This is a genomic window from Streptomyces sp. NPDC001941 (assembly GCF_040296945.1).
In the GTDB taxonomy this organism is placed as follows: Bacteria; Actinomycetota; Actinomycetes; order Streptomycetales; family Streptomycetaceae; genus Streptomyces.
Map to the genome: position 1 here is coordinate 1 of NZ_JBEOYE010000026.1, position 18072 is coordinate 18072.

At 74.8% G+C, this 18072-nt stretch carries 14 protein-coding genes and 2 tRNA genes; 11 read left to right on the top strand and 5 right to left on the bottom strand.

The window, feature by feature from the left end; all coding sequences use genetic code 11:
- Both ABT160_RS18975 and ABT160_RS18980 read right to left on the bottom strand, forming a co-directional pair.
- The coding region (locus tag ABT160_RS18975) for a PAS domain-containing protein (protein ID WP_351648815.1) at positions 1 to 1949 on the bottom strand (1949 nt) is incomplete at its 3' end.
- 217 nt (positions 1950 to 2166) lie between these two features.
- Positions 2167 to 2640: an SSI family serine proteinase inhibitor gene (locus ABT160_RS18980; RefSeq protein WP_351648816.1), complete on the bottom strand. Its 474-nt coding sequence runs from the start codon at positions 2638 to 2640 to the stop codon at positions 2167 to 2169.
- A gap of 188 nt (positions 2641 to 2828) precedes the next feature.
- Here ABT160_RS18980 and ABT160_RS18985 point away from each other — a divergent pair.
- The 10 genes from ABT160_RS18985 to ABT160_RS19030 all read left to right on the top strand — a co-directional run bounded on the left by ABT160_RS18985 (position 2829) and on the right by ABT160_RS19030 (position 13271).
- Positions 2829 to 2919 (top strand) — tRNA-Ser (locus ABT160_RS18985).
- Between the two features lie 192 nt (positions 2920 to 3111).
- Positions 3112 to 3184, top strand: a tRNA-Arg gene (locus ABT160_RS18990).
- A 67-nt stretch (positions 3185 to 3251) separates the two neighbouring features.
- Positions 3252 to 4109 (top strand): DUF2797 domain-containing protein, encoded by an 858-nt coding sequence (locus ABT160_RS18995; RefSeq protein WP_351648817.1) that lies wholly within the window; start codon positions 3252 to 3254, stop codon positions 4107 to 4109.
- Between the two features lie 30 nt (positions 4110 to 4139).
- Positions 4140 to 5015 (top strand): amidohydrolase family protein, encoded by an 876-nt coding sequence (locus ABT160_RS19000; protein ID WP_351648818.1) that lies wholly within the window; start codon positions 4140 to 4142, stop codon positions 5013 to 5015.
- Between the two features lie 75 nt (positions 5016 to 5090).
- A complete protein-coding gene (locus ABT160_RS19005; protein ID WP_502984259.1) occupies positions 5091 to 5849 on the top strand; it encodes a response regulator transcription factor in 759 nt (252 codons plus the stop codon).
- Entirely contained in the window at positions 5846 to 7351 is a 1506-nt protein-coding gene (locus tag ABT160_RS19010; protein ID WP_502984262.1) for a sensor histidine kinase, read from the top strand. The genes ABT160_RS19005 and ABT160_RS19010 overlap by 4 nt, the downstream gene beginning before the upstream one ends.
- 25 nt (positions 7352 to 7376) lie before the next feature.
- Positions 7377 to 8684 carry a bifunctional glycosyltransferase family 2/GtrA family protein gene (locus tag ABT160_RS19015; RefSeq protein WP_351648819.1) on the top strand — a complete coding sequence of 436 codons (1308 nt, stop codon included), beginning with the start codon at positions 7377 to 7379 and terminating at the stop codon, positions 8682 to 8684.
- Positions 8681 to 10792, top strand: a complete 2112-nt coding sequence (locus ABT160_RS19020; protein WP_351648820.1) for a glycosyltransferase family 39 protein — start codon at positions 8681 to 8683, stop codon at positions 10790 to 10792. Before ABT160_RS19015 ends, ABT160_RS19020 begins: the two co-directional genes overlap by 4 nt.
- A gap of 116 nt (positions 10793 to 10908) precedes the next feature.
- Positions 10909 to 12438 carry an MFS transporter gene (locus ABT160_RS19025; protein WP_351648821.1) on the top strand — a complete coding sequence of 510 codons (1530 nt, stop codon included), beginning with the start codon at positions 10909 to 10911 and terminating at the stop codon, positions 12436 to 12438.
- An 80-nt stretch (positions 12439 to 12518) separates the two neighbouring features.
- A complete protein-coding gene (locus tag ABT160_RS19030) occupies positions 12519 to 13271 on the top strand; it encodes a TetR/AcrR family transcriptional regulator (RefSeq protein WP_351648822.1) in 753 nt (250 codons plus the stop codon).
- On the opposite strand, the gene ABT160_RS19035 is transcribed toward ABT160_RS19030, so the two are convergent.
- Positions 13268 to 13669, bottom strand: a complete 402-nt coding sequence (locus tag ABT160_RS19035) for an STAS domain-containing protein (protein ID WP_351648823.1) — start codon at positions 13667 to 13669, stop codon at positions 13268 to 13270. The genes ABT160_RS19030 and ABT160_RS19035 overlap by 4 nt on opposite strands.
- Before the next feature lie 246 nt (positions 13670 to 13915).
- Between ABT160_RS19035 and ABT160_RS19040 the strand changes: the two genes are divergently transcribed.
- Positions 13916 to 14599, top strand: a complete 684-nt coding sequence (locus ABT160_RS19040) for a GAF and ANTAR domain-containing protein (RefSeq protein ID WP_351648824.1) — start codon at positions 13916 to 13918, stop codon at positions 14597 to 14599.
- A 105-nt stretch (positions 14600 to 14704) separates the two neighbouring features.
- Here ABT160_RS19040 and ABT160_RS19045 read toward each other — a convergent pair whose 3' ends face one another.
- Positions 14705 to 15523 (bottom strand): YceI family protein, encoded by an 819-nt coding sequence (locus tag ABT160_RS19045; protein WP_351648825.1) that lies wholly within the window; start codon positions 15521 to 15523, stop codon positions 14705 to 14707.
- Between the two features lie 148 nt (positions 15524 to 15671).
- Positions 15672 to 18062, bottom strand: coding sequence for an MFS transporter (locus ABT160_RS19050; RefSeq protein WP_502984263.1), 2391 nt, complete (start codon positions 18060 to 18062; stop codon positions 15672 to 15674).
- Positions 18063 to 18072: the final 10 nt, after the last annotated feature.

Genomic DNA, 18072 nt, shown 5'->3' on the forward strand with positions numbered 1-18072 from the left:
GCCTCCCGGGCGCGCGCCCGCCGCCCGGCCGGTCCGGGCACGCCCTGCGGCGGCACGGTCTGGCCCAGCGCGGGACGCTCCTGGGCGCCCTCGGCGGCGGTCACCACGGCGCCCTCGGCGGGCCGCCCGCGGCGCCGCCCGGTGGGCTGCGCGGGTCCGGTGGAGTCCTGTGCGGGCAGCACCGGGGCGTCCAGGAACGCGTCGGTCGAGGCCCGGCGGCGGCGCCCGCCGCCGGAGGTGCCGCCCTCGGGGGCGGTCCCGCGGTTCTGCTGCGCGGGCAGGGCGGGCCCGTCCGCGGCCGTGCCGGACGGCTCGTCGTCGCCGTCGGGCTCCGGCGGGGCGACCGTGCCCGAGCCGTCGCCGAGGGGCAGTTCCAGGACGTACGCGCTGCCGGCGCCCGGGACCTCGTGGGTCTGGAGCACCCCGCCGTGCGCCGCGACGATGCCGCGCACGAGGGGGGCGTGCACCGGGTCGCCCCCGGCGTACGGGCCGCGCACCTCGATGCGTACGACGTCACCGCGCTGGGCGGCGGCCACCACGATCGTGGAGTCGCCGTACGCCTGGCCGGGCGCCATCCGGGCCTTGCCGGTGGAGTCCACCCCGGCCACGTCCGCGACCAGGTGGGCCAGCGCGGTGGCGAGGCGGCCGCCGTCCAGCTCGGCCTCGATCGGCGGGGCGTGCACGGCGAACTGCACCCGGCCGGGGCCGATCAGCTCGACGGCGCCCTCGACGGCGGCCGAGACGACCGCGTCGAGCAGCACCAGGTCCTTGCGCAGCTCCTCGGTGCCCGCGCCGAGCCGCTGGAAGCCCAGCACGTTGTCGATCAGGGTCGTCATCCGGGCGTACCCGGCGGCCAGGTGGTGCAGGACCTGGTTGGCCTCGGGCCACAGCTGTCCGGCCGGGTCGGAGGCCAGGGTGCCCAGCTCGCCGCGCAGCTCCTCCAGCGGGCCGCGCAGCGACTCGCCCAGCACGGCGGTCAGCTGGGCGTGCCGGGCGGTCAGCTCCTCGACCAGCTCGGCCTGCTTCTCCAGCTCGGCGGCGGCCCGCTCGCGCCGGTCGGCCAGCTCGGCGGCGTGCTTCTCCCGCTCGGCCTCGTGCGCGGCGCGCAGCCCGGCGAGCTCGGCCGCGTGCTCCTCGGCCTGCTGCTCGTAGGGGCGCCGGTCGGTGAACGTCAGCACGGCGCCGACCAGCTGGTCCCCGTCGCGCACCGGCGCGGTCGTCAGGTCCACCGGCACCCGGTCGCCGCTCTTGGCCCACAGGACCTGTCCGCGCACCCGGTGCTTGCGGCCGGACTTCAGGGTGTCGGAGAGCGGGGAGCCCTCGTAGGGGAACGGTTCTCCGTCCTCGCGGGAGTGCAGCACCAGCGTGTGCAGCTCCTTGCCGCCCAGGTCGCTGGCCCGGTAGCCGAGGATCTGCGCGGCGGCCGGGTTGACCAGCACGATCCGGCCGTCGGTGTCGGTGCCGACCACGCCCTCGGCGGCGGCGCGCAGGATCATCTCGGTCTGCCGCTGGGAGCGGGCCAGCTCGGCCTCGGTGTCCAGGGCGCCGGCGAGGTCGCGCACCACGATCATCAGCAGCTCGTCGCCGGTGTAGCCGCTGTACGCGTCGTACGCCTCGCGGCCGTCCTCCAGGCCGGCGGAGCTGACCTCGACGGGGAACTCGACGCCGTCGGTGCGCCGGGCGACCATCCGGGCGGGCTTGGTGCGGCCCCGGTCGTCGGCGACGTCGGCGCGGCGCATGGAGCCGGGGATCAGCCGGGAGTCGAAGCCGGGGAGGAGGTCGAGCAGGCCCCGTCCGATGAGCGCGGTGCCCGGGGACTCGAACATCTCCAGGGCGACGGCGTTGGCGCTGACGACCGTGCCGTTGCAGTTGACGAGCACCAGCCCGTCGGGCAGGGCGTCGAGTATGGCTGCGAGGCGAGCAGCGCCTCGGGATGGCCTGCTGCTCACGACGACGCTTCCTCCCTGGCCTGCTGCACCTTGCGGACGGGCGGGCCCACCGCTCGGGGCGGGCCGCGGCCTGTCACTGAGGGGAGTCTAAGCGCTGGGGCGCCGGGTGTGACGGCGGATGCGGCGTAGCTCTTTCCGGGGTTCTGTGCGCGTGGCGTAGGACACCGGCACGAAATCCCCGCACTGACCAGCCGCTATGACGCCGTGCGGCGGCCGTTCAGGCCCCCGTGCGCGGAAGCAGCGGGGCGAGGTTGTTCCAGCGGCCGATCTCACATCCGTCGGTCCGGCTGAAGCGGGCGTCCACCGAGCGGCCCTGCCAGGTCCCGGTCACCCGCGCGGTGGCCGGGCCGCCGTACTGCTGGGTGCACAGCTGCTGGGGCGGTACGGGGGCGAACGGGTCCCGGCCCTCGGCGGCCAGCTGCTCCAGCCGGTCGCAGGCGCCCCGGGCGGCCGGGTGGCTGCCCTCGACGGGCGTCCCGCAGGTGAGCGTCCAGGTGCCGTCGCCGCCGGGGGTGCGGGAGTCGGCGACCGTGACGGTGAGCGAGTCCGGCGGGGAGAGCGGGGAGAGCGGGGAGAGCAGGGGGAGCGGGAGGGGCCCGGAGTCACCGGCACCGACGGCGGTGGCGGTGCCCGCCGCGGCGCCGAGGACGGCGAGGGACGCGGCGGCGGCGAGGACGAGGCGGTGCGGCATGCGAACTCCCGGGGGCTTCCGGCGGGTGACGTCTCCCCCCGTCTAACGCGGGGGCGCCTCCGGCGTTGCGCGGGCGGAGGGGCTTTGCGATGCGGGGCACGCGCCTAGTACCGTGGACGACGATTGGTGACAGGGCATCGGCCTGTGTCATCATCTGCACGCAACATCCGCGCACGCGTGGGTGTGCTGGAGGCGTCGCCTAGTCCGGTCTATGGCGCCGCACTGCTAATGCGGTTTGGGTCTTAAAGCCCATCGAGGGTTCAAATCCCTCCGCCTCCGCAAGATCGAAGCCCCGGCCAGTCGGCCGGGGCTTCGTCGTTCCCGGGGTGCGCAGGCGCGGCCCGGCAGAGGCTCCCCAGAGGCATTTGTGCAGGTCAGGTCGGCTCTGGCTGATGGATTTCGCGTCACGCCGCAGGTCATGTAATGTTGTTCCCGCAACGCCGACCGGCAAGAAAACAGCCGGGAAGCCAAGCACTCGTAGCTTAACGGATAGAGCATCTGACTACGGATCAGAAGGTTGCAGGTTCGAATCCTGCCGAGTGCACAGCCAGGAAGGCCCCCGGAGAGATCCGGGGGCCTTTCGCGTTGCCGGAGTGCGGGAGGTGCCGGGCGTGGGATGGGTGTGCCGGGGGCTGGGGTGGGCCGAGGGGGTGCCCGGGCTCGGGTGGCGGGGCGGCAGGGTCAGTCCGCTCGCGTACGGCAGGGAGATCGGTTTCCGGGCCGTCGGGGAGCGGCGCTGCCTGGGCGCGCGGGGCCACGACTGTCCGTCGGCGGCGCGGACGCCGGGGCGGAGCACCGGGGGGCAGTGCCCCGAGTGCGCGCGCCTGGACCGGGCCCACTCGATCGCGGCGGACACGGTGGCGGACGACCCCAGGGTGTTCCGGGTCTACCTGGCGTGGTTCGGGCCCGGGCTGCTGAAGGTCGGGATCACCGCCGAGGAGCGCGGCGGCACCCGGCTCCTGGAGCAGGGCGCGGTGGCGTACGCCTGGCTGGGGCGGGGGCCGCTGATGGCCGCCCGGCGCACCGAGGAGCTGCTGAAGGCGGCGCTGGGCGTGCCCGACCGGGTTCCGTACGCCCGCAAGCGCACCGTCCGCGCCGAGCTGCCGGGGCCCGGTGAGCGGGAGGCGGAGCTGGCCGCGCTGCACGCCCGCGCGCTCTCGCTGCCCGGCTGGGCGGAGTCGCTGGAGCCGCTGGGGTTCGCGCCGGTGGACCAGGTGGCGGCGTTCGGCCTGGAGGCGGCGGAGCCGGTGGCGGCGGTGGTCACGGAGCTGGTGGCGGACGGCACGGTGGGCGGCCGGCTGGTCGCGGCGGCGGGGCCCGACCTGCACCTGTGGACGGCGGAGCGCGGCGTGGTGGTCCTCGACACCCGGCTGGTACGGGGCTGGGAGCTGGCGGCCGCGGACCCGGGTGCCCCGGTGACCGTCCCGGTGCGGCCGATCGACCCGGGCGTCCAGGAGGGGCTGTTCTAGGTCCCGTACCACCTGATAGGTGTGGGGGCCATGGATGACCAGGAGGCAGTGCGCGTCCGGGAGTTCGCCGCCGGGCTCGGGATTCCCGGGCTCGTCGACGTACACACCCACTTCATGCCCGCGCGGGTGCTCGACAAGGTGTGGGCCTACTTCGACTCCGCCGGGCCGCTGACCGGGACCGGGTGGCCCATCACCTACCGGGTCGAGGAGGAGCGGCGGCTCGCCCTGCTGCGGGAGTTCGGGGTGCTGCGGTTCACCTCCATGCTCTACCCGCACAAGCCCGCCATGGCCGCCTGGCTGAACGCCTGGGCCGCCGACTTCGCCGCCCGCACCCCGGACTGCGCCCGCACCGCGACGTTCTTCCCCGAGGAGGGCGTGGAGGCGTACGTGCGGGAGGCCGTCGAGGGCGGGGCGCGGGTCTTCAAGTGCCACGTCCAGGTCGGCGGCTTCGACCCGGCCGACCCGCTGCTCGACCCGGTCTGGGGCCTGCTCGCCGAGGCCGGGCTGCCCGTCGTCACCCACTGCGGCTCCGGGCCCGCCCCCGGCAAGCACACCGGACCCGGACCCGTCGGCCGGGTGCTGGCCCGCCACCCCCGGCTGCGGCTGGTCGTCGCGCACCTGGGGATGCCCGAGTACGGCGACTTCCTCGACCTGGCCGTGCGCTACGAGCGGGTGTGCCTGGACACCACCATGGCCTTCACCGACTTCTGCGAGCGCCGCGCCCCCTTCCCGGTCGCCGAGCGGTCCCGGCTCGCCGACCTGGGCGACCGCGTCGTGCTGGGCAGCGACTTCCCGAACATCCCCTACCCCTACCTCCACCAGCTCCGCGCCCTGGAGCGGCTCGACCTGGGGGACGACTGGCTGCGGAGGGTCTGCCACGACAACGGGCTCGCCCTGATCGGCTGACCGGGCCGCGGATTCTCAGGCAATTCACAGATTCGCGCAAGATCCCTTTCACGGCCCGCCGGGAGCGTGGCCACCATGACGACGACGATGCCGAGCACCCCCAGGAAGCCCCAGGGGCACCCCGCACTGCTCAGGCCGGACGGCGCCCCGGTCCGGGTGCTCGTCGTGGACGACGAGGCCCCGCTCTCCGAACTGCTGTCGATGGCCCTGCGCTACGAGGGCTGGGAGGTCCTCAGCGCGGGCGACGGGGCCGGCGCGGTGCGCGCCGCCCGTGAGTTCAAGCCCGACGCGGTGGTGCTCGACGTCATGCTGCCGGACATGGACGGGCTCTCCGTGCTGGGCCGGCTGCGCCGCGACCGGCCCGACGTGCCGGTGCTGTTCCTCACCGCCAGGGACGCCGTGGAGGACCGCATCGCGGGCCTGACGGCGGGCGGCGACGACTACGTCACCAAGCCGTTCAGCCTGGAGGAGGTCGTGGCCCGGCTGCGCGGCCTGATCCGGCGCTCCGGCACGGCCGTCGCCGCGCGCGGCGGGTCCGTCCTGGTGGTCGGCGACCTGACGCTGGACGAGGACAGCCACGAGGTGGACCGGGGCGGCCGGCCGATCCGGCTGACCGCCACCGAGTTCGAGCTGCTGCGCTACCTGATGCGCAACCCGCGCCGGGTGCTGAGCAAGGCGCAGATCCTGGACCGCGTCTGGTCGTACGACTTCGGCGGCCAGGCCAACGTGGTGGAGCTGTACATCTCCTACCTGCGCCGCAAGATCGACGCCGGGTACACCCCGATGATCCACACCCGCCGCGGCGCCGGATACCTGCTGAAGCCGGGCGAGTGAGCCCGGTGCGGCGCTGGTCGCTGCGCACCCGTCTCGTGGTGTCGGCGGTCGCGCTGATCGCGGTCGTCGCCGCCGTCATCGGCACGGTGACCACCGTCGCGCTGCGCGGCTCGCTCTACGACCGCCTCGACAGCGAGCTGGGCGAGGTCGCCGACCGGGCCGCGAACCCGCCGATGCCGCGCCGCCAGCAGCAGGGGAGCGGCCCCCACCTGCTGCCGGGGAAGGTCGGCTTCGTGCTGAGCAGGCCCGGCGCGATCGGCGCGGAGGTGCTGTCCGACGGGCGGCTCGGCCAGGCGGTCGTGAGCCGGGTCAGGGCCGAGGACCCGCGCGCCGTGGGCGAGGCGCTGAGCACCGAGCAGTCCCGCGCGCTGGCCGCCGTGCCCCGGGACGGCGCCGCGCACACCGTGGACCTGCCCGGCGGCCTGGGCACCTACCGGCTGCGCTTCACCGAGGGCTCCGGCGGCACCTTCCTGGTCGGCCTGCCCGCCGGGGCCGTCGCCGAGACCGTCTCCACGCTCGTCGTGGTCGAGCTGTGCGTGACCGGGGCCGGCCTGGTGGCCGCCGCGCTCGCGGGCACCGCCATGATCGGGGTGGCGCTGCGCCCGCTGCGGCGGGTGGCCGCGACCGCCACCCGGGTCAGCGAACTGCCGCTGCACAGCGGTGAGGTGGCCCTGCACGAGCGGGTGCCCGCCGCCGAGGCCGACCCGCGCACCGAGGTGGGTCAGGTGGGCGCCGCCCTGAACCGGATGCTGGACCACGTCCACCACGCCCTGGACGCCCGCCAGCGCAGCGAGACGCGGGTGCGCCGGTTCGTGGCGGACGCCAGCCACGAGCTGCGCACCCCGCTCGCCTCCATCCGCGGCTACGCCGAACTGACCCGGCGCGGCGGCGAGGAGACCGGCCCCGACACCCGGCACGCCCTGGGCCGCATCGAGTCGGAGGCGACCCGGATGACCGGGCTCGTGGAGGACCTGCTGCTGCTCGCCCGGCTCGACGCGGGACGGCCGCTCTCGTGCCGGGACACCGACCTGGTCCCGCTGGTGGTGGACGCCGTGGCGGACGCCCGCGCGGCCGGGCCCGGCCACCGGTGGCGCCTGGAGCTGCCCGAGGAGCCGGCGCAGGTGAGCGGCGACGGCGCCCGGCTGCACCAGGTGCTGGTCAACCTGCTGGCCAACGCCCGTACGCACACCCCGCCCGGCACCGCGGTGACCGCGCGGGTGCGCGCGCTGGACGGGGCGTGCGCCGTGGAGGTCGAGGACGACGGGCCCGGCATCCCCGAGGAGCTGCTGCCGCACGTCTTCGAGCGGTTCGCGCGCGGTGACGCCTCGCGCTCGCGGGCCGCCGGGTCGACCGGCCTGGGCCTGGCCATCGTGCGGGCCGTGGTGGCCGCGCACGGCGGCACGGTGGACGTCCGGAGCGCCCCCGGGCGCACCGTGTTCGCGGTCTCGCTACCCACGCCCCGGGACTCACAGGCGGGGCACAGGGACGTCACACGGGTGTGACAGCGCGGCCCGTGAGGGTCGTGGCATGGCAATCGACACGACAGCGGGGGCCCTGCCCGCCCGGGAACACCTCCCGGTCGGCGCGGGCCGGCCCGCGCCCGTACCGGTGCTCGACGTGGTGGTCCCCGTCTTCAACGAGGAGGACGACCTGGAGCCGTGCGTGCTGCGTCTGCACGAGCACCTGACCCGCACCTTCCCGTACGGGTTCCGCATCACCGTCGCCGACAACGCCAGCACCGACCGCACGCCCGAGGTGGCCGGGAAGCTCGCGGAGTCCCTCGACGCGGTACGTGCCGTGCGCCTGGAGCAGAAGGGCCGCGGGCGGGCCCTGCGCGCCGTCTGGTCCCGCTCGGACGCGCCCGTCCTGGCCTACATGGACGTGGACCTGTCCACCGACCTCAACGCCCTGCTGCCGCTGGTCGCCCCGCTCATCTCGGGCCACTCGGACCTGGCGATCGGCACCCGGCTGACCCGCTCGTCGCGGGTGGTGCGGGGCGCCAAGCGGGAGTTCGTCTCCCGCGCCTACAACCTGATCCTGCGCGGCTCGCTGGCCGCGCGCTTCTCCGACGCCCAGTGCGGCTTCAAGGCCATCCGGCGCGACGTGGCCCAGCGGCTGCTGCCGATGGTCGAGGACACCGGCTGGTTCTTCGACACCGAGATGCTGGTCCTGGCCGAGCGGGCCGGCCTGCGCATCCACGAGGTGCCGGTGGACTGGGTCGACGACCCGGACTCCTCGGTGCACCTGGTGCGCACCGCCACCGACGACCTCAGGGGCGTGTGGCGGGTGGGGCGGGCGCTGGCGACCGGCTCGCTGCCGCTGGACCGGCTGGTCCGGCCGTTCGGCGACGACCCGCGCGACCGGCGGCTGAGCGGTGTGCCGCGCGGCCTCGCCCGCCAGCTGCTCGGCTTCTGCGTGGTGGGCGCGCTCTCCACGCTCCTCTACCTGCTCCTGTACTCGCTCTTCCGCACCGCCGCCGGGCCCCAGCTCGCCAACGCGGGCGCGCTGCTGGTGTCGGCCGTGGCGAACACCGCGGCCAACCGGCGGCTCACCTTCGGGGTGCGCGGCCGGGAGCGGGCCGTGCGCCACCAGGCCCAGGGGCTGGTGGTGTTCGGCATCGGGCTGGCCCTGACCAGCGGCTCGCTGGCGGCGCTCGCCGCGGCGACCGGGCACCCCTCGCACGCCACCGAGCTGGCCGTGCTGATCGCGGCGAACCTGGCAGCCACCGTGCTGCGGTTCCTGCTGCTGCGCGCCTGGGTCTTCCCGGACCGGGGCGCCGACGACCCGGCCGGCCGCGCGCCGGCCGTGACCACCACCACGGGGGAGAACCCATGACCACCACCTACGACGGCGCCCGCCCGGCCCCCGCGGCCCCGCGCGCCGCCGCCCTGACCGCCCGGCTGTGGCGCGGGCGCCCCGGCGACCCGCGCTGGGCCAGGCCCGCGCTGCTCGCCCTGCTGCTCGTCACCGCGCTCGCCTACCTGTGGGACCTGGGCGCCTCCGGCTACGCCAACTCCTTCTACTCGGCGGCCGTCCAGGCGGGTTCGGAGAGCTGGAAGGCGTTCTTCTTCGGCTCCTCCGACGCGGGCAACTCCATCACCGTCGACAAGCCCCCGGCCGCGCTGTGGCCGATGGCCCTGTCCGTACGGCTCTTCGGCCTCGGCTCCTGGCAGATCCTGGTGCCCGAGGTGCTGATGGGCGTCGGCACGGTCGCCGTGGTGTACGCGGCGGTGCGCCGCCGCTTCAGCGCGGCGGCGGGCCTGGTCGCGGGCGCGGTGCTCGCCACCACCCCGGTGGCGGCGCTGATGTTCCGCTTCAACAACCCGGACGCGCTGCTCGCCCTGCTGATGGCCGTCACCGTGTACTTCGTGCTGCGCGCCCTGGAGGACGCCCGCACGAAGTGGCTGCTCCTGGCGGGGGCCGCGGTCGGGCTCGCGTTCCTGGCCAAGACGCTCCAGGCGTTCCTGATCCTGCCGCCGCTGGCCGTGGTGTACGCGGTGTGCGCCCCGGCCCCGCTGCGGCGGCGGCTGGGCCAGCTGGCGCTGTCCGGTCTCGCGGTGCTGGTCACCGGGGGCTGGTGGGTGGCGGTCGTGGAGCTGTGGCCCGCCTCCTCGCGCCCGTACATCGGCGGCTCGCAGGACAACAGCTTCCTGGAGCTGACCTTCGGCTACAACGGGCTCGGCCGCATCAGCGGCGACGAGACCGGCTCGGTGGGCGGCGGGGGCGGTGGCCGGGGCGGCGGCTGGGGCGAGACGGGCGCCGGGCGGATGTTCAACGACGCGGTGGGCGGTCAGGTGTCCTGGCTGCTCCCGGCCGCGCTGGTGCTGCTCGTCGCGGGCCTGGTGGTCACCTGGCGGGCGCCGCGCACCGACACCGCGCGCTCGGCGTTCCTGGTGTGGGGCGGCGCGCTGCTGGCGACCCTGGCGGTCTTCAGCTTCATGGCGGGCATCTTCCACGAGTACTACACGGTGGCCCTGGCGCCGTACCTGGCGGCCCTGGTCGGCATGGGCGTGACGGTGCTGTGGGAGGAGCGCTCCCGGTTCGCCGCGTCGGCCGCGCTGGCGGTGGCGTCCGCGGTGAGCGCGCTCTGGGCGTACGAACTGCTCGCCCGCACCCCCGACTTCCTGCCGTGGCTGCGCTGGGCGGTGCTGGTCGTGGGCCTCGCGGCGGCCGCCGGGCTGCTGCTCGCGGGGCGCCTGGGCCGCCGGCTGGCGCTGGGCGCGGCGGGCGCGGCGCTGGTGGCGGGGCTGGCCGGCCCGGTCGCGTACACCCTCCCGACGGTGGGCACCGCGCACACGGGCTCGATCGTCACGGCGGGCCCGGCGGCGGCGCGCGGCGGCCCCGGTGGCATGCGGGGCGGTCGTGGTGGCGGCTTCCCGGGCGGTGGCCGGTTCGGCGGCGGGCAGCCCCCGCAGGCCGGGCAGCCCCCGCAGGCCGGGCAGCCCCCGCAGGCCGGGCAGCAGGGCCAGGGCGGGCCAGGGCAGGGGCAGTTGCCCGGTGGCGGGCAGTTCCCGGGCGGGGGCGGTCAGGGCCGGCGGGCCGAGCTGTTCACCGGCGGGCCCGGCGGGATGGGCGGGCTGCTCAACGGCGCGACCGTGTCCTCGGAGGTGTCCGAGACGCTGAAGCGGGGCGCCGGGTCCTCCACCTGGGCCGCCGCGGCGGTCGGCTCGCAGAACGCCGCGAGCTACCAACTGGCCACCGGGGAGCCGGTGATGGCGATCGGCGGCTTCAACGGCAGTGACCCGTCACCGACCCTCGCGCAGTTCAAGCAGTACGTCGCGCAGGGCCGGGTGCGCTACTTCATCGGCGGCGGCGAGCGCGGCGGGAATCGCGGGGGCCCCGGCGGCGGCGCCGGCTCCTCGATCGCGAGCTGGGTGGAGTCGACGTTCCGGCAGGTCACGGTGGACGGCGTGACGTTGTACGACCTCACGCGGGAGAAGTGAGGGGCGGGACGCCGCCCGGACCGTACCGGCCGGGAAACTCTTATACAGCGTAGGGTGATTACTTGTACGGTGTACGGGAAGCTGTTCCGTACACCGCACAAGCGCAAGGAGCCCGCATGACGGCCACCGCCGCCGAGACTCCCACCGCCCCCGCCGGCGGCCACCCCCAACGCTGGCTGATCCTCGGCGTCATCTGCCTCGCCCAGCTCACCGTGCTGCTCGACAACACCGTGCTCAGCGTGGCGATCCCTTCCCTGACCCGGGAACTCGACGCCTCCACCGCCGACATCCAGTGGATGATCAACGCCTACTCCCTGGTCCAGTCCGGCCTGCTGCTCAGCGCGGGCAACGCGGCCGACCGCTACGGCCGCAAGCTGATGCTGGTCACCGGACTCGCCGTGTTCGGCGTCGGCTCGCTGGCCGCCGGACTCGCCCAGGACTCCGGGCAGTTGATCGCCGCCCGCGCGGGCATGGGCATCGGCGGCGCCCTGCTGATGACCACCACCCTCGCCGTCGTCGTGCAGATCTTCGACGACACCGAGCGGGTGAAGGCCATCGCCCTGTGGTCCACGGTCAGTTCGCTCGGCTTCGCGGCCGGTCCGCTGATCGGCGGACTGGTGCTCGACCACTTCTGGTGGGGCGCCATCTTCCTGGTCAACATCCCGGTCGCGGTGATCGGCCTGGTCGCCGTCGTCGCGCTGGTGCCGGAGTCCAAGCACCGCGCGGGCGACCGTCCCGACCTGCCGGGCGCCCTGCTGTCCACCCTCGGCATGACCGCCGTGGTGTTCGCGATCATCACCGGGCCCGAGCACGGCTGGACGTCCTCCCGGGTGGTCCTCTCCGCGCTGGCCGGGCTGCTGTTCCTCGGCGCCTTCGTGTGGTGGGAGCTGCGCACCGAACACCCCATGCTGGACCTGCACTTCTTCCGCAACAAGCGGTTCGTGGGGGCGGTGGCGGGCGCGATCCTGGTCGCCTTCGGCATGACCGGCTCGCTGTTCCTGCTCACCCAGCACCTGCAGTTCGTCCTCGGCCACGGACCCCTCCAGGCCGGACTGCGCACCGCACCGCTGGCGCTCACCGTGGTGCTGCTCAACCTCACCGGGCTCGGCCCGCGGCTGGTGGGCCGCCTCGGCACCCCCGCCACCATCGCCCTGGGCATGGCCCTGGTGGCGGCCGGGCTCGCCGCCATCGCGGTGCTCGGCGGGCGGCACGGGTACGCCGGGATGCTCGCCGGCCTGGTCGTGATGGGCGCGGGCGTGGCCCTGTCAATGCCCGCCATGGCCAACGCGATCATGAGCGCCATCCCGCCGGAGAAGGCGGGCGTGGGCGCCGGGATCAACGGCACCCTGGCGGAGTTCGGCAACGGCCTGGGCGTCGCCGTGCTCGGCGCCGTCCTCAACTCCCGCTTCGCCGCGCTCGTCGCGGTCCCGGCGGCCTCGCTGCCCGCGGCGCTGGCGGCGGCGCGGGGCACGGCCGAGCGGGCCCGGGTGGCGGACGCCTTCGCCGACAGCCTGCGGACGAGCCAGTTGGCGGGGGCGGCGGCGGTGCTGGCGGGCGGCCTGCTCGCGGCGCTGCTGCTGCGCCGGGCGGAGCGGTCCGGGGATGGGGCCGGGGAAGGGGTGAACGCGCGGGCGGGGGCTTTGTGAGGGCCTAGCATCGAAGCGGGCGGACCGGGCTATTCCGGGCCGCCCGCCCGGGAACGAGCGGGAAGCGGGAGGTGGCCGGCATGGCGTCGGCAGGGCGGACGAGTGTGTGGCTCCAGGGCAAGGCGCCCAGGGGCCGGCGGGCCGAGCAGCCGTCCGGGCTCGACCTGGCCAGGATCACCGAGGTCACGGTGCGCCTGCTGGACGCCGAGGGCCTCGCCAGGTTCTCGATGCGCAAACTGGCGGCCGAGCTCAACGTGACCGCGATGTCCGTGTACTGGTACGTGGACACCAAGGACGACCTGCTCGAACTGGCCCTGGACCGGGTCCACGGCCAGATGGTCCTGCCCGACCCGGACTCCGGCGCCGACTGGCGCGTACGGCTGCGGGAGCTGGCCACCGCCTACCGCTCCCTGATCGTCTCCCACCCCTGGGTCTCCCCGCTGACCGGCACCTTCCTCAACATCGGCCCGCAGGCGCTGGAGTTCGCCCGCGCCACCCAGGCACTGCTCGCCGACACCGGGCTGCCCCTGCCGGTGCGCTCCGGGGCGCTGGCCTCGCTCATGCAGTTCGTGTACGGGTTCGGCACGATCGAGGGGCACTTCCGCCAGCGCTGCGCCGCGGCCGGCAAGACCCAGGACGAGTACGTCGAGTACGCGATGGGGGCCGTCCGCGAGGAGCCCGGCTACGACGAGCGGTTCGGCTGGGCGGAGTCGGCGCTGGAGGCCCGCGGCGGGGGCACGGTCGCCGAGATGCGCGACCGGGACTTCGAGGTGGCGCTGGGGCTTCAGATCGCGGGGATCGAGGCGCTGGTGGCCCGCGGCGGCACCGCCTAGGACGGGTCCGGGTCCGGGTCGGGCTCCGGGCCGTCCTGCCAGGTCGGGTCCTCGCCGAGGACCGCGTCGAGCACGGCGTCGTACACCGGCACGTCCCGTCGTACGGACGTCATCGCCAGCACCCGGTTCACCAGGCCCTCCGGGGCCACCAGGCGCAGCTCGGCCCCGGCCTCCCGGATCCGGTCGAGGAGGGTCTCCAGCAGCCAGGTGCCGCGGGTGTCGAGGAACTCGGTGGCGGTGAAGTCGAGGACCAGGACGGCGAGCCCGCCGGCCCGGGCGGCGACGATGGCGGCGGCCTGTTCGTACAGGACCAGGCAGTTCGCCAGGTCCACCTCGGGCGGCATCGTGACGAGGGTGCAGTACGAAAGATCTCGCGCGTGCAGGGGGTTGGGGGCCACGGCCTCTCCTGGTGGTCGGCGGGCACGGACGGACGCGGCCGCTTCCTGACCCGCTGCCCATTGCAGCACGCGGCGGCGGTCGGATCCAGAGCGGGACGAGAATGCTTCACAGCACGTCAGAAGCGGATAGAGTCTGTCCGTCCTTTGCTCGCAGTCAGGAATGTGCTGCGGAGCTCTCCTGCGCACGGGCCGGTCGGCCCGTGCATGCCGAAGAGGTTCGTGGTGACTGCGTCTGAAGATCGAAATGTGCCGTTTTCCCCTGCCGAATTCCGGCTGGCGGAGACCATCGCCGAGGCCGCCGCGGGGCTGCGCCCGGGCGACGGCCCACAAGCGATCATGAGCGCCGCCGTGCACTTGGCCCAGGACGTCGTCCCCGAGGCCGACCACGCCGGCGTCGCCCTGGTGCACCAGCCGCAGGACGTCCGCACCACCGCCTGGACCTCCGACGCCGTGCGGGCCGCCGACGCGCACTACGCGGGCCCCGGGGCCGCCGCGCACTGGAGCGGCCTGTGGACCGCCCCGCTGGCCGTCCTGGACGACACCTCCGCCGCCGACGGCGACGGGGCCGCGCTGGTCGGGCTCGGGCTGCGCTCCATGCTCTCGCTGCGGCTCAGCGCCCGGGGCCGCGCGCTGACCGTCCTGACTCTGTACGCGGGCAAGCCGAGGGCCTTCGGCGAGCCGGCCGTCCGGCTCGGCCGGCTGCTGTGCGCCCACATCTCGCTCGCCCTGGAGTCGGCCGTGGTCCAGGAGCAGTTGACCGAGGCCATGCACACCCGCGACATCATCGGGCAGGCCACCGGCATCCTGATGGCCCGGCTCGACATGGACGCGGCCCAGGCCTTCGACCGGCTGGTGCGGGCCTCCCAGAAGGAGAACGTGAAGCTGCGCGACATCGCCGTGCGGATCGTCCAGGCGGCCCGCGCGGAGTGAGCCACCGCCCCGGGGCCGGGCGGAACGCACCGGGGGCGCCCCGCCGCCGGGTGACGTCCACCCGCGCCGCTGAGCGCCCCCGGCCCCGTGGTGCCGTCGCCGTGACTACGCCTGGGGCAGCCCGTCGCCCTGCACCGCCTGGACGTCCAGCTCGACGCGCAGGGTGGTGCCGATGGCGGCGACGCCCGCCTGCACGACCTGGTTGTAGTTCATCGCGAAGTCCTCGCGGCGCAGCTCCGCGGTGGCCCGGAAGGCCGCGCGCACCCCGCCCCACGGGTCGGGCCCGGTGCCCAGGTAGGACAGGTCCAGGTCCACCGGGCGCAGCACCCCGTGCAGCGCGAGCTCGCCGTGCACGGTCCAGCGGTCCGGGCCCGCCGGGTCCAGTCCGGTGGAGCGGTAGGTGATCTGCGGGAAGCGCTCCACGTCCAGGAAGTCGGGGGACTTCAGGTGCTTGTCGCGCAGCCCGTTGCCGGTGTCGATGGAGCCGGCCTCGATCACCGCGTCCACCCGCGAGGACAGCACGTCCTCGGCGATCTCGATGCGCCCGCCGAACTCCGTGAACCGGCCGTGCACGCTGGAGATCCCCAGGTGCTGGGCGACCGCGCCCACCGACGAGTGCGCCGGGTCCAGCGTCCAGGGGCCCGGCGGCGGCAGCTCGACGCCGCCCGCGCGGGCCAGCACCACGGTGCCCGCGTCGGCGCGGCCGCTCGCGGTGACGATCACCGTGGAGGCCACCGGCGCGTACCCGACGGCGGTGACGATCAGGGTGTACGGGCCCGGGGTCAGCGCCGTCGCGCCGCCCACCGTCCCGCTCTCGTCGGCCTGGGCGCGCAGCACCTGCGCGCCGCTCGCGTCCGTGACGGTCACCACGGCGTGCTGGACCGCCCAGCCGTCGCGGGTCCGTACCTGTGCGTGCAGTCCCATGCCCGGTCTCTCCGTACTTCTCCGTGCCCGTACCCGTGTCGCGGGGAGGCTTCCCCCGCGGACGGGAAATCAAGAAGGGGCGGCAGGCCGTCCCCTGCCTGCCGCCCCGCCCGGTCGCGCCTCCGCTCGAAGCGCGACCGGGAGCCGTTCACTCGCCCGGGTGGGCGAGTTCGATGTCGTGGCCGTCCACGCCGCGTCCCGCGACCGAGAGCGTCCCGGCCACCGGCGGGTAGCCGGTCGCGATGACGGTGTACTCGCCGGACGTCAGGTCGGCGAAGGCGTACGCGCCGTCGTCACCGGTCGTCGAGGTGGCGACCACGTTGCCCGCGGCGTCCACCAGGGTCACCCGGGCGTCCGTGAGCGGGCGCCGGTCGGCGCCGGCCCGCACGGTGCCCTGGACCAGGGCACCGGCCTGCAGCGCGGCCTCGATCCGGGTGGTGCCCTGGCCGCCGACCTCGACCGGCAGGGCCAGCGGGCGGTACCCGGCGGCGTTCACCGCGACGGTGACCGGACCAGGGACCAGCTCGCCGAAGGCGAAGGTGCCGTCCTCGGCGGACTTGCCGGTGGCCAGCACGTCGCCGCGCACGTCGGTGACGATGACCATCGCGCCGTCGACCGGGGCCCGGTCCTCGGCGCCGAGCACCAGGCCGGCCAGGCCGCTGGTGCCGGAGAGCAGCACGTCGTACGCCAGCGGCTGCTCGCCCACCACGACGGTGGACGCCTGCGGCTGGAAGCCGTCGGCCGCGGCGATCAGGACGTACGAACCGGCGCCGGGGGCGGCCAGGGCGTACGAGCCGTCCTCGCGGGCCACCGAGCGGCCCAGCTGGCGGCCGCCCAGCGAGATGAGGGTGACCGCGGCGCGGGCGACGGGAGCGCCCTCCGCGCCGCGCACCACGCCGGTGACGGGGGTGCCGTCGGGCACGGGTGCCTCCAGGGTGTCGGCCGCGGCCGGTGCCGTCACGGCGGCCGGGGCGGCGAGCGCCTCGGCGGGTCCGGCCTGGGCCGGCACCGCGGCGGGGGCCTCGGCGTTCTCGGCGGTCTTCGAGCTCTTGAGCGCGACCTCCTTGATGAACAGGGTCACCAGGAAGGCGAGGAAGGCGAAGGGCGCCGCGTAGAGGAAGACGTCGGCGACGCCGTGCCCGTAGGAGCTCTCCATGATCGTGCGGAACGGCTCCGGGATCTTGTCCAGGTCCGGGATGCCGCCGCTGCCCGTGCCGCCGTGGCCGAACGCCGCGCCCTTGGGGCCGAGGTCGGCGATGCCGTCCTTGACGTAGTGGGTGACGCGGTTGGCCATCACGGCGCCGAGCGCCGAGACGCCGACCGCACCGCCGAGGGAGCGGAAGAAGGTCACGACCGAGGACGCCGAGCCGAGGTCGCGGGGGGCGACCTGGTTCTGCGTGCAGAGCACCAGGTTCTGCATCATCATGCCGAGGCCGAGGCCCATGACCGCCATGAAGACGCCGATGTGCCAGTACTCGGTGTCGTAGCGGATGGTGCCCAGCAGGCCGAGGCCCGCGGTGACCAGGGCGCCGCCGCTGACCAGCCAGGCCTTCCAGCGGCCGGTCTTGGTGATGACCTGGCCGGAGACCGTGGAGGAGATGAACAGGCCGGCGATCATCGGGATCGTCATGACGCCGGACATCGTCGGCGACTTGCCGCGCGCCAGCTGGAAGTACTGGCTGAAGAAGACGGTGCCCGCGAACATCGCGACGCCGACGAACAGCGAGGCCAGCGAGGCCAGCGTGATGGTGCGGTTGCGGAACAGGCGCAGCGGGATGATCGGCTCGCTGGCCCGGGACTCCACGAAGAGGAAGACCGCGCCGAGCAGGACGGAGCCGCCGACCATGGCGGCCGTCTGCCAGGACAGCCAGTCGTACTTGTCGCCCGCGAAGGTGACCCAGACCAGCAGCAGCGAGACGGCGGCGCTGATGAACAGGGCGCCGGCCCAGTCGACCTTGACCTGGCGCTTGACCACCGGGAGCTTCAGGGTCTTCTGCAGGACGAGCAGCGCGATGATCGCGAACGGCACGCCGACGTAGAAGCACCAGCGCCAGCCGAGCCAGCTGGTGTCGGTGATGACGCCGCCGAGCAGCGGGCCGCCGACGGTGGCGACGGCGAAGGTGGCGCCGAGGTAGCCGCTGTAGCGCCCGCGCTCACGCGGGGCGATCATGGCGGCCATGATGATCTGGGCGAGGGCGGTCAGGCCGCCGACGCCGATGCCCTGGACCACGCGGCAGGCGATGAGCATGCCGGTGTTCTGGGACAGACCGGCGACGACCGAGCCGGTGACGTAGATGACCAGGGCTATCTGGACGAGCAGCTTCTTGGAGAAGAGGTCGGACAGCTTGCCCCAGAGCGGGGTGGTCGCGGTCATCGAGAGCAGGGCCGCGGTGACGACCCAGGTGTAGGCGCTCTGACCGCCGCCGAGGTCGCTGATGATCTGCGGCAGGGCGTTGGAGACGATCGTCGACGACAGGATCGCGACGAACATGCCGAGCAGGAGCCCGGACAGCGCCTCCATGATCTGCCGGTGTGACATGGGCGCGCCG